Consider the following 12,032-nt stretch of genomic DNA (forward strand, 5'->3'; position numbering starts at 1 on the left):
GCGCAGAACAACCTCAACGCGGCCGACTGGACGGGCACGGGGCTGCCCGACGCGGTCGACATCACGATCCCGGCGGACGACGGCCGCGGCTTCTTCGCGCAAGGCCTGACGCCACGCGAGGCCGCGGACCTCCTCAACTACGCCACCGAAACCGGCCTGCTGCGCGACGGCACCGCACCACAGGCCGTCGTCGACGCCAACAACCTCCAGGGATTGATCCAGGTCACAGGAAACAGGGCCGCGGCAATCGGTGCGGCTCCGTCGCAACCCCTGCTTCCGGGCGCACCGGAACCGGCGCTACTGCCGCCGGGACCGGACGCGCTCGTCGGGCTCGACAGGGTGTTCAACCGGGAACTGGATCCGGCGCAGGCGCAAGGTCTGGCGGCGCGGTCGGCGGAGCTTGGGGAACGCTGGGCCGGCGTCGCCGCGGAGATGGACGCCATCCTGGCCGCCGGACCGTCCGATCCGCGATACGCGCCCCTCATGGCGGAGCGCGAGGCGCTGGCCATCGAGCAGACGCAGTTCTCAGGCTCACTGAGCCCCGTCGAGGTTACTGCCAACAGCAGCCGGGCGGTCCAGAACTGGACGGCAACCAACGAGATGGTTGCGGGCTGGGCGAGAGATGGGGTTCCCTTCAGCGCCGAGCGGATCGCGGAGATCAACGAGAGCCTGGGCCAAGGCCTCAGTCCCTGGAACGATCCGCGCGCGGCGGACGAGGCGAATGCGGAGTTCGGCTGGTTCCGCGGACCCGGCGACCGCGTGACGTTCCGGGGCACGCCGTACCTCGACGGGGCGCATGTCGAGCAGGCGGCACAGGAAACCGCCGACTGGATCAACGGGCAACTGGCGGCGGGGGGCGATCCCCTGATCGTCGCGGGGCAGGCGCAGCAACGGCTGAACAGCATCCATCCGTTCTTCGACGGGAACGGGCGTACCTCTGCTTCGGTCGCCAATTGGGTGCTGGCGACGGCGGGACTGCCCCCCGCGACGGAACCCGAGGGGACGCGCGTCGCCCTGTTCCCCGATGCACCGGAGCTAAATCCACCTGCCGGTGCAGCGGAGGCGATGATGGCCGATGCGGTCACGCGCACCGTGGACCGACTCGAAGCAATCGTTCGCCCTGCAGACGCGGGCGACGCCGAAGCGCTGAACCAGGTGCAGGTTCCGGCGGGGCCGCCCGTCGTCACGACGATGGCTGAGGCGCAGCGGGCGCTCGAGGACCGCTACGGCATCGTCCTGGTCGACAATCTGCGGGCTGGCGGTCCGGACTTCCCGCGCCATTCGGACGCCGAGATGCTGGAAATCGTCAATGCCGCGATGCCTGTTCTCGACCGGATCGAGATGAAGGCGCCGGGCGCGCTGCGCGGCCTCGGTCTCAGCAACCGGCACCCCGATCATACCGCCGTACCGGAGAACGGCCTGGTCGTCTCCGGACTGGCGAGCGAACACGCCGGCACGGTCTCGGTGCGCACGCCGGCGCAGTACCTGTCGATCCACAATGGCAACGAGCGCGTGGCACGCCACGTCTTCGAAAGCACCATCCTGCACGAGTTCACCCACGCAATGGTCGCCAAGGCGCCGGAACACGCCCGTGACTTTCGTATGAACCTGCAGCCGGTGGGGCAGATCCGCGGGCCCCACAGCACCAACGCGGGCCCCGATGCGGTCACGCGGGAGGAGCTGATCGCGCAGCTCTATCCGGGGCAGGACCCGCAGAAGTCCGCGATCCGGTTCGGGCGCGATTATGTGCAGCGGATCGAGCCGGGCGAGTTCGCCGCCATGCAGGACGCGGGGCTGCCGGTCCCCTTCACGCCGAACTATGCTGGCACGGTCAATGTCTACCGCAAGCCTGCCGAACGGGCGCCCGACGTGCTGGGCGATATCGTGTCGCGCCGGGCGGGATTCGACAACGAGGGCCTGCCGGAGTTCGGCGTGCTCTACTTCAACGGATGGCCGACGCTGCCGGACCCGTCGACGCAACTGCCCTACAATGCGGTGGCGGCACGCGGACCCGCGCCGGAAAACCTGCAGGGGCTCTTCGAGGGCTTCCTCGCCGAGGCGCAGCGCCAGCCGGGGCCGGTTCAGACGCGCCTCGCGCCGGAGCGGCTGACCATCGTGCCCGATACGGACGGCGGCGACGGCGTGACCGCGGCGAGCCTGGCGTCCCTGAGCCCGGCCGAGCGGGAGGAACACGCTCGGGAACTGGACGCGGCGCTCAGGTCCGCGCAGAACGACCTGACCGCGAACCCGGTGACGCCCGTCGTACGCAACGAGCAATTCCTCTATGACGCCATGCTGGCCGAGCGGGAGGCGGGGCGCCCAGTCGCGGTGCTGCTGGCCGATTCCAACAATTTCTCCGGCTACAACGGCGTCGTGGGCATGGAGGGCGGCGACGCCGCCATAGCGGCCACAAGCGCGGTGATGAACCGCACGGCGGCGCGCCTCAGCGACATGTACGCGCTGGACGGTATCGCCTTCAGCGGCGGGCGCAAGGCCGGCGACGAGATGTTCCTGATCGCCACCGGCGGCGACGGCGAGATGCCGGAGACAGTGCCGCAGGACATGGTGCGCGTCTTCCACGAGGAGATCGCGGCCTACAACATCGCCAACAGGGTGCCGATCCCGACGGGCACGTCCTCCGCCGCGATCATCCGGCCCGATGATTACAACGCGGAGAAGGGCGGCAGCCCGTTCGAACTGCTGCGCCGCCTCGACGGTCTTGACCACCTCGGCGTCGAATACTTCAACCAGGGCGGCCCGGCGGGCGCGGTGACGCGGGCGGAGACGGAGCTTCCGGGCGAGGCGGGCCTGATCCTGCGCGAGACGGCGGAGCGGTCCTTCCCCTGGGTGAAGAACGGTGGCGTGGTGGAACGCTCGGACGGTACCCTCCAGTTCATTCCCGGACCGGTCTACGAGGCCGAACCGGGGCAGGCCGCGCGCCAGTTCCGGGCCGGACAGGGGCGCGTGGACGATGTGAATGCGGCGGTCGATGCCCGCACGGCAAACGTCGCCACGCAGGACGGCTTCGCCCGGCCGCAGATCGCGCCGAACCTCGTCGCGGGCGCGGGCGAGCCCGGCACGCATCCGGCGCTTCCCGACACGATATACCGGGAGATTGCCGGGGTTCCCGACCTCGACACCGTGAACTGGTCCGACCCCCAGGCGAGCGCCGACGCGATCAACGCACTCACCTCCGGGATCGAGATGGCGCGGTCGGTCGAGACGCTGGAGCCCGTGTTCCGCAACCTCGCCGCCGACGGCATAGAGGTGCAGAGCCAGCCGATCGGCCTCGACACGCTGGATACGATGCTCGCCGATGCCGCGCGGACCGGCGGGTCGGTGGAGCTGGATTTCTTCGAGCCGCGCGGCCTGAAGGACATCAACGACCGGGGCGTGGCCGACTTGATGGTCATGGGGCAGCGGCAGGAGGTGCAGGTCAGCCACGGCGGCGGAAACGTGGTGATCGAGCAGATGGTGCGCGCCAACCACCAGGCACTGAGCGAGGTGCTGGGACCGGACTATGTGGAGAATGGCCTCGCGACCGTGTTCCGCGACCGGGGCAAGCGGTTCGCCACCGCGTTCTCGGCAGATGTGACGCCGGAGCAGATCGCACAGGTGCGGGCGCGGCGCGACGAGATCTATGCCGGGACGCCCGCCGAGATCGTGACTGCCAACGGGTCTCGCCACCCGATGTATATCGGCGAGCCTGACGGCGGGCGGCATCCCTTTGTCTTCGACCTCGGCTACGCGGGTGCGCGGGTCACGCCGGGGACCATGACCGGCCCGGCGGATGCTGAGGCGGTGCGCGACCTGCTGGTGGCGCCGATCGCCGGGCAGCGGGTGAGCGTGCTCGACCTCGGCAAGCTCGCCGCAGACGGGGAGCCGGAGGGGGCGGCGGCGCCCTATGGCGCGGTGCCGGGCAACCTGCCGGGGGTCGTCTTCACCCTGCCGCGGGGCACGGCGAACGGAAACGGGGAGAACCAGCGCGCCCGCTACTGACAGGGCCGATACCCGCCTAGAGCCGCCAGTGCCGGAAGCCTGCCGCGCGTACCGCCTCTGGCGCGAAGCGGGCGAGCGGATCGACGAACAGGCCGCCGGGGACGAGCGAGGATGCGAGATCCGCGAACGGCATCTCCCGGTAGAGCCTGTGCGGAGCCGCGACGATCAGGGCGTCGCAGGACCCAAGATCGGCCCGCGGCGTGAGGGTGCGTCCGTATTCGGCCTGGAAGGCGGCGGCGTCGGCAAGATCGTCGGCAGCGGCAACGCGCGCGCCGAAGCCCTCAAGCTCCGCGATGACGTCGGCCACGCGGGAGTTGCGCACGTCGCGCACGTCCGCCTTGAAGGTCACGCCCAGAACATTGACCCGCGCGCCGGGGAAGGAGACGCCCGCGGCGATCAGGGCCTTCGCCACCTCGGCCGCGACGACGCCGCCCATGCGGTCGTTGATGCGGCGGCCGGCGAGGATCACCTCCGGGTGGTGGCCGATCCGCTCCGCCAGGTAGGTCAGGTAATAGGGGTCGACGCCGATGCAGTGCCCGCCCACGAGGCCGGGGTGGAAGTCGAGGAAGTTCCACTTGGTGCGCGCGGCGGCCAGCACGTCCTGCGTGTCGATGCCGATGCGGTGGCAGATCATCGACAGCTCGTTCATCAGCGCGATGTTGAGGTCGCGCTGCACGTTCTCGATGACCTTCGCGGCCTCGGCGACGGCGATGGAGGGGGCGACGTGGACGCCGGCGCTCACGACCTCCCCATAGAGGCGGGCGAGGCGGGCGGCGGTGTCGGGCTCATCGCCCGCGACCACCTTCACGACGCCGCCCAGCGTGTGCACCGGGTCGCCGGGATTGATCCGCTCCGGCGAATAGCCGACGTGGAAGCCTCGCCTCCAGCGCAGGCCGCTTCCGGCCTCGAGGATCGGGATGCACACCTCCTCCGTCGCGCCGGGGTACACGGTCGATTCGAACACCACGGTCGCACCGCGGGCGAGATGGGGGCCGAGCGTCTCGCACGCGCGGGCGAGCAGGCGGAAATCCGGGCGGCGGGCGGCGTCCACCGGTGTCGGAACGGCGACGATGACGGTCCGGGCCTCAGCCAGCGCGGCCGGGTCGGAGGTGACGCGCAGGTGCCGGGCGGCGGCGAAGGCGTCCGCACCGATCTCGCCGCGCGGGTCGGTGCCGGAGGCGAGCGCCGCAACCGTGTCCGCCGACACGTCGAAGCCGATCACCGGGCGGCGCGCGCCGAACGCCAGCGCCAGCGGCAGCCCGACATAGCCGAGCCCCATGACGGCCAGCGTGCCCGTCTCGGCTTCTGCCTCCGCCCCGGCTGAGGCTCCGTTCCGGTCGTCCTCGGTCTGCATGTGCCTCGCCCCCTCGTGCGCAGCGGCTTGCGCCGGCCTACCGGAGTCATAGGACGTCCGGGCCCGCGTGGGAACGGTGCGCGCGAGGAAGGCCGCGACGCCCGGCGCCAGGCGGGAGAGCAGGGCAGCGAGAGACGACAGCATCGCGTGGGGCCTCGCAAGAGGTGCGGGTGCGGAACGGGACGGGGGAGGATAAGCCCGCCGGAGAGGGTGGGGATAAGTTTTTGCAGGCGCCGGGCGGGCGCGCTATAGGACGGGCCATGAACGTGACACCGATCATCTCCCCCTCCATCCTCTCGGCCGATTTCGCGCGGCTCGGCGAGGAGGTCCGCGCCATCGACGCCGCCGGCGCCGACTGGATCCATGTCGACGTGATGGACGGGCATTTCGTGCCCAACCTGACCATCGGTCCGGCGGTCGTGAAGGCGCTGCGCCCGCATACGGCGAAGACCTTCGACGTCCACCTGATGATCGATCCCGTCGACCCGTACCTCGAAGCTTTCGCGGAGGCGGGCGCCGACATCATCACGGTCCACGCGGAGGTGCCGAAGCATCTCGACCGCACGCTGCAGGCGGTCCGCGCGCTCGGCAAGAAAGCGGGCGTCTCGCTGAACCCGGCGACGCCGGAGACGGTGCTCGACTACGTCATGGACCGGGTGGACCTGATCCTCGTCATGTCGGTCAACCCGGGCTTCGGGGGGCAGTCGTTCCTGCGCTCGCAACTGCCCAAGATCGCCCGCATCCGGGAGATGATCGGCAACCGCGACATCCGGCTGGAGGTCGACGGCGGGGTGACGCCGGACACCGCGCGCGAGGTGCTGGCCGCGGGCGCGGACACGCTGGTCGCGGGCTCGGCGGTCTTCAAGGGCGGCACGCCCGAAGCCTATGCCGCCAACATCGCCGCGCTGAAGGCCGCGGGCCGCGAAACGCGCGAGGCCTGAGCGCTCAGCGCGCGAGGCGGGCGGCGCTCAGGGGCAGCGTCGCGATGAAGAGGATGAGCGAAGCCACGACGATCGACGGGCCCGAGGGCGTGTCGAACTGCAGCGAGGCGAGCAGTCCCGCGACCACCGAGACCGCGCCGAAGACGGCGGCGATGGCGGCCATCCCCTCCGGCGAGCGGGCGAAGGGCCGGGCAGAGGCCGCAGGCACCACGAGCAGTGCCGTCACCAGCAGCACGCCCACGATGCGGATCGCGATGGCGACTGCGGCGGCCATCAGCAACAGCAGCAGCAGGCGGTAGAGTTCGACCCGAACGCCCTCCGCCGCCGCGAGGTCGGGGTCGACGGTCGCCGCGAGGAGCGCCCGCCAACTGAAGACCACAATTCCGAGGAGAGCTGCGCCCCCGATCCAGAGGGCGACGACCTCGCCCCGGCCCACCGACAGGATGTCGCCGAAGAGATAGGCCATGAGGTCGGTGCGAACGCCCGGCAGGAAGGCCAGCACCACGAGGCCCACCGCCAGTGTCCCGTGCGCGAGGATGCCGAGGAAGGCGTCCGGCGGGATCTCCACGCGCCGCTCCAGCAGCCAGAGCGCGACGGCGATGGCGAGCGCCGCGGCGAGCACGCCCGCCCGGATGTCGAGGTCGAACGCAAGGCCGAGCGCGACGCCCAGGAGCGCGCCGTGCGCCAGCGTGTCGCCGAAGAACGCCATCCGCCGCCAGACGACGAGGCAGCCGAGCGGGGCAAGCGCGATGGCGAGCGCCAGGCCGGCGAGCATCGCGCGCACGAAGAAGGCGTCGGTCAGACCGGCGAGGATGCTCATGCCCCGCCCTCCGGCCCGTGCTTGTGGCCGTGAACGTGCTCGTGCGCGAGGTCGTGATGATGGCCGTGCGCGTCGACGATGTCGCCGGTCAGGTCGTGCTCGTGATCGTGGGCGTGCGCGTAGAGCGCGTAGGTGCCCGCGGCCTTCGGCCCGAACAGGCGCAGGAATTCCTTGTCCCGGCTGACCGTTCGCGGCGCCCCGGTGCAGCAGACGTGCCCGTTGAGGCAGACCACGCGGTCGGTTGCCGCCATGACGACGTGCAGGTCATGGCTGACCAGCAGGATGCCGCAGCCGTGGCGGTCGCGGATCTCGCCGATCAGATCGTAGAGCGCCGCTTCGCCCGCGAAATCGACGCCCTGCACGGGCTCGTCGAGGACCATGAGTTGCGGCCGCGCGATCAGCGCGCGGGCCAGCAGTACGCGCTGCAGTTCCCCGCCCGAAAGCGTGTGGGCGGGCGCGTCGATCAGTTGCGCGACGCCGGTCTCGTCGAGCGCCGCGTGAACCTCGGACCGGGAGGCCCGCACCGTCAGCGTCATCAGCCGGTGGACGGGCAGCGGCAGGGTGCGCGGCACGGTGAAGCGCTGGGGCACATAGCCCACGGTCAGGCCGGGCGCCCGCACGATCTCGCCCTCGGTCCGCTTCTCAAGCCCGAGGAGCGTGCGCACGACCGTCGTCTTGCCGCCGCCGTTCGGGCCGATCAGGGTGACGATTTCCCGCTCCGCCACCTCGAGGTCCACGTGGCGGACGAGCCAGCGCCCGCCGCGGCGGACGCCGAGATCCTGCGTCGCGATCAGCGTGGCCGCGTCCGTTTGCCGGCTCTCAGGCATGCGAAGGGCTGGGGCGGCGGTCATGGGCGTGCCTCGGTGCAGGCCGCGCAGCGCCCCGCGACCTCGATAACGGGGTCGTGGATCTCGAACCCTTCCTCGCGGGCGGCCTTGCCGATTGCGGCCATGACTCCGCGGTCGGCGATCTCCGCCACGGTCCCGCACCGCTCGCACACCAGGAATTGGGGCCCGTGCCGCGCGCCGGGATGGGCGCAGGCGATAAAGGCGTTCGCCCGCTCGATCCGGTGGACGAGACCCTGCGCCTGCAGGAAGTCGAGCGCCCGGTAGACCGAGATGGCAGCCGGGCGGCGGCCGCGTTCGGCCATGCGCTCGATGATCTCGTAGGCGCCTGTGGCGCGGTGTTCCGAAAGCAGGGTTTCCAGCACCTGGCGGCGCAGCACGGTCAGCCGCTCTCCCCGCCTCGCGCAAAGGTCTTCGGCTGCGTCGAGGCCGGCCGCGATGCAGGCCGCGTGGTCGTGCGCGTCGGAGGGGAAGGCGTGGGTGGTCATGGATGGGTCCGGTGCTGTCCGGCCACCCTCGCACAGTGCGCGGCGCGGGTCATCTCCGGATCGCTTGACATGTTATGTTGTAACATCTACCTCCGGACATCATTCGTCAAGCACCGGCGATCGCGCCGTTTCCCGGGGGAGTTCCGTACATGAGCCCATTCCGCCTGTCCGTTCCCGCCATCCTGGGCCTGGCCTTCTGGGCCACGCCGGCCGTAGCGGCGCCGCCCGCGACCGTCGCCACGATCCTGCCCGTCCATTCCATCGTGTCGGCGGTGATGGCGGGCGTGGCCGAGCCGCACCTGCTGATCGACGGGGCAGGCTCGCCGCACGCCTATTCGCTCAAGCCCTCCGACGCGCGGGCGCTGGAACAGGCGGGGCTGGTCGTCTGGGTGGGCGAGGGGCTGGAGACGTTCCTTGAGCGTCCCCTGTCGACGCTGTCGGCGAAGGCAGCGGTCCTGACGCTGGAGGAGATCGAGGGGATCGAGCTCCTGCCGATCCGCGAGGGCGGAGCGTGGGAAGGCCACGCCCACGATCATGGCGGTCACGACCATAAGAAGGGGCACGACCATAAGAAGGGGCACAGCCACAAGGCGGAGGCGCACAAGGGTCACGGCCACGCAGAAGATGCCGTCGACACCCATCTCTGGCTCGACCCGATGAACGGCAAGCGGATCGCGGCGGAGGTCGCCGAGACGCTCGCCCAACTCGACCCCGCCAATGCCGACACCTACCGCCGCAACGCGGAAACCTATGCCGCGCGCCTCGACGCGCTCGACGCCGAGATCGAGGAGATGCTGCATCCTGTCGAGGACCGGCCCTACGTCGTCTTTCACGACGCCTATCAGTATTTCGAGGCGCACTACGGTCTGAACGCGCGGGGCGCGGTGACCTTGAGCCCCGACCGCGCGCCGGGGGCGGAGCGGCTGCGCGAGGTGCGCCACGCCATCGAGGAGAGCGGGGCCGTCTGCATCTTCGCCGAGCCGCAGTTCTCGCCGCGCGTGCTCGACGTGGTGACGGAGGGCCTGGACGTGAAGACGGGTGTGCTCGACCCTCTGGGGGCCGAGCTGGCACCCGGTCCCGACGCCTATCCGCAGATGCTGCGGAACCTGGCGGTGGCGCTGAAGGACTGCCTCGGCTGAGGGGAAGCCGGGCGCTCAGGCGACCGGGTCGGAAATGACCTCGATCCGGTCGTCGCGTACCGCATTGAAGAAGCAGTTGGGCCGGTTCGTGTGGCAGGCCGGCCCGGTCTGCGCGACCAGCACCAGCACCGTGTCGCCATCGCAGTCGTAGCGGAACTCCACGAGCCGCTGGACGTGGCCGGAGCTTTCGCCCTTGCGCCACAGCGCGCCGCGCGACCGCGACCAATAGGTGATGCGCCCCGTGCGCAGCGTCTCCGCTATCGCTTCCGCGTTCATCCAGGCCATCATCAGGACCTCGCCCGTGCCGGCGTCCTGCGCGATGGCGGGGACCAGGCCCTTGTCGTTGAAGGCGAGCGCGTCCAGAACCGCGGCCACCGTCGCGTCCGACGCGGTCGGCTGGGCGGGAAGCGGGCTTTCGGGGCCGAAGTCTGCGGGCATGGGCGTCGCTCCCGGGTGCGCGTGAAAACGGGCGGGGAGCATGTGCATCCCCGCCCGTGTCCGTCAAGCGCGTCCGTCAGGCCGGCGCGTGCCTCATGCCCCGTACCCCAGGTCCTTCAGCGTCTCGCCGATCTCGTCGAGGACGGCGGGGTCCTCGATGGTGGCGGGCATCTTCCATTCCGACCCGTCGGCGATCTTCTGGATCGTCGCGCGCAGGATCTTGCCCGACCGCGTCTTGGGCAGGCGGTTCACGACCGCGCAGGTCTTGAACGCGGCGACCGGGCCGATCTTCTCGCGCACCAGCGCCACGCACTCCTTCGTGACCGTCTCCGGCGGGGTGTTGGTCCCAGCCTTCAGCACGACGAAGCCAACCGGCACCTGGCCCTTCATCCGGTCGGCGGCGCCCACCACCGCGCACTCGGCCACGTCCGGGTGCTGGGCCAGAACCTCCTCCATCCCGCCGGTGGACAGGCGATGGCCGGCGACATTGATCACGTCGTCGGTGCGCGCCATCACGTGGATGTAGCCGTCGGCGTCCATGATGCCGGCGTCACCCGTCTCGTAATAGCCGGGGAAGTGCGAGAAATAGGCCGAAACATAGCGGTCGCGCGCGTTCCACAGCGTCGGGAAGGCGGCGGGCGGCAGCGGCAGCTTCGCGCAGATCGCGCCGATGGTGCCGCGAGGGACCTCGTGCCCGTCCTCGCCCAGCACACGCACGTCCCAGCCGGGCGCGGGCCGCGTGGGCGAGCCGGGCTTCACCGGCAACTCCTCGATCCCCATGCAGTTCGCAGCGATGGACCAGCCCGTCTCGGTCTGCCACCAATGGTCGATCACCGGGATCTGCAGCTTTTCCTGGCACCATTCGAGCGTGTTCGGATCGCACCGCTCGCCCGCGAGGAAGAAGGTGCGCAGCTTCGACAAGTCGTACTTCGCCAGTTCCTTGCCGTCGGGGTCCTGCTGGCGGATGCCGCGGATCGCCGTCGGCGCGGTGAACATGACGGAGACGCCGTGTTCGGCGCACACGCGCCAGAACGCGCCAGCGTCGGGCGTGCCGACGGGCTTGCCCTCATACATGATGCTGGTGCAGCCGTGCAGCAGCGGCCCGTAGATGATGTAGGAGTGACCGACGACCCAGCCGATGTCGGAGGCGGCCCAGTAGACCTCCCCCGGCTCGACACCATAGACCGCGCGCATGGAATATTTCAGCGCCACTGCGTGCCCGCCGTTGTCGCGCACGATGCCCTTGGGCTGCCCGGTCGTGCCGGAGGTGTAGAGCACGTAGAGCGGGTCTTCCGACTTCACCGGCACGCAAGGCGCTGGTTCGGCGCCCGCCAGCGCCTCGTCCCAGTCGATGTCGCGGCCCTCCGTCAAGGCCGCGGCGACCTGCGGGCGCTGCAGGACGATGCAGGCCTCGGGCTTGTGTTTTGCCAGTTCGATGGCCCTGTCGAGCAGGGGCTTGTATTCGACGACGCGCGTGGGCTCGATCCCGCAGGAGGCGGAGATCACCACCTTCGCCGCAGAGTCGTCGATACGCACCGCCAGTTCGTTCGCCGCGAAGCCGCCGAACACGATGGAGTGGATCGCCCCGAGCCGGGCGCAGGCCAGCGCCGCAGCCACCGCCTCCGGCACCATCGGCATGTAGATCACGACGCGGTCGCCCTTGGCGACGCCGAGGCCCTTGAGTACGCCCGCGAGCCGCGCCGTCATGTCGAGCAGCTCGTCATAGGTCAGCGTGCGCTTCGACTGCGTGACCGGGCTGTCGTGGACGATTGCGGCCTGCGCGCCGCGGCCCGCCTTCACGTGGCGGTCGAGGCAGTTCCAGCAGGTGTTCATCTCGCCGCCGACGAACCAGCGCGTCGTTGGGGCGTCGCTCGTGTCGCAGACCGTATCCCAGGGGCGGAACCAGTCGATGTCGGCCGCGGCCTTCGCCCAGAAGGCCTCCGGCTGCTCGATCGACTCCCGCCACACCCGTTCGTAATCGCCCTTGGCCATGCCTCGCCTCCCTTGC

At 70.5% G+C, this 12,032-nt stretch carries 9 protein-coding genes; 3 read left to right on the forward strand and 6 right to left on the reverse strand.

Going from position 1 to position 12,032, the window contains the following annotated elements:
* On the forward strand, positions 1–3,999 hold a 3,999-nt coding region (locus NJQ99_RS00005; protein WP_269330756.1), incomplete at its 5' end, for a Fic family protein.
* Positions 4,000–4,015: 16 nt separating this feature from the next.
* Here NJQ99_RS00005 and NJQ99_RS00010 read toward each other — a convergent pair.
* On the reverse strand, positions 4,016–5,278 hold the full coding sequence (locus NJQ99_RS00010) for a nucleotide sugar dehydrogenase (RefSeq protein WP_269332043.1): 1,263 nt from the start codon (positions 5,276–5,278) through the stop codon (positions 4,016–4,018).
* Between the two features lie 335 nt (positions 5,279–5,613).
* On the opposite strand from NJQ99_RS00010, the gene rpe reads away from it, so the two are divergent.
* Positions 5,614–6,294, forward strand: coding sequence for a ribulose-phosphate 3-epimerase (gene rpe / locus NJQ99_RS00015; protein ID WP_269330757.1), 681 nt, complete (start codon positions 5,614–5,616; stop codon positions 6,292–6,294).
* A 4-nt stretch (positions 6,295–6,298) separates the two neighbouring features.
* Here rpe and NJQ99_RS00020 read toward each other — a convergent pair whose 3' ends face one another.
* From NJQ99_RS00020 to NJQ99_RS00030, 3 genes are read right to left on the reverse strand one after another with little or no spacing between them, the layout of a single operon-like run.
* Positions 6,299–7,114 carry an iron chelate uptake ABC transporter family permease subunit gene (locus NJQ99_RS00020; protein WP_269330758.1) on the reverse strand — a complete coding sequence of 272 codons (816 nt, stop codon included), beginning with the start codon at positions 7,112–7,114 and terminating at the stop codon, positions 6,299–6,301.
* Positions 7,111–7,965, reverse strand: a complete 855-nt coding sequence (locus NJQ99_RS00025; protein WP_269330759.1) for an ATP-binding cassette domain-containing protein — start codon at positions 7,963–7,965, stop codon at positions 7,111–7,113. Before NJQ99_RS00025 ends, NJQ99_RS00020 begins: the two co-directional genes overlap by 4 nt.
* Positions 7,962–8,447 carry a Fur family transcriptional regulator gene (locus NJQ99_RS00030; RefSeq protein WP_269330760.1) on the reverse strand — a complete coding sequence of 162 codons (486 nt, stop codon included), beginning with the start codon at positions 8,445–8,447 and terminating at the stop codon, positions 7,962–7,964. The genes NJQ99_RS00025 and NJQ99_RS00030 overlap by 4 nt, the downstream gene beginning before the upstream one ends.
* Positions 8,448–8,596: 149 nt before the next feature.
* Here NJQ99_RS00030 and znuA point away from each other — a divergent pair, with 149 nt between their 5' ends.
* Positions 8,597–9,586 carry a zinc ABC transporter substrate-binding protein ZnuA gene (znuA, locus tag NJQ99_RS00035; RefSeq protein ID WP_269330761.1) on the forward strand — a complete coding sequence of 330 codons (990 nt, stop codon included), beginning with the start codon at positions 8,597–8,599 and terminating at the stop codon, positions 9,584–9,586.
* A 15-nt stretch (positions 9,587–9,601) separates the two neighbouring features.
* Here znuA and hisI read toward each other — a convergent pair whose 3' ends face one another.
* Positions 9,602–10,024 carry a phosphoribosyl-AMP cyclohydrolase gene (gene hisI, locus NJQ99_RS00040; protein ID WP_269330762.1) on the reverse strand — a complete coding sequence of 141 codons (423 nt, stop codon included), beginning with the start codon at positions 10,022–10,024 and terminating at the stop codon, positions 9,602–9,604.
* Between the two features lie 93 nt (positions 10,025–10,117).
* Positions 10,118–12,016, reverse strand: coding sequence for a propionyl-CoA synthetase (locus NJQ99_RS00045; protein WP_269330763.1), 1,899 nt, complete (start codon positions 12,014–12,016; stop codon positions 10,118–10,120).
* Positions 12,017–12,032 lie beyond the last annotated feature (16 nt).

Source organism: Futiania mangrovi, from assembly GCF_024158125.1.
In the GTDB taxonomy this organism is placed as follows: domain Bacteria; phylum Pseudomonadota; class Alphaproteobacteria; order Futianiales; family Futianiaceae; genus Futiania; species Futiania mangrovi.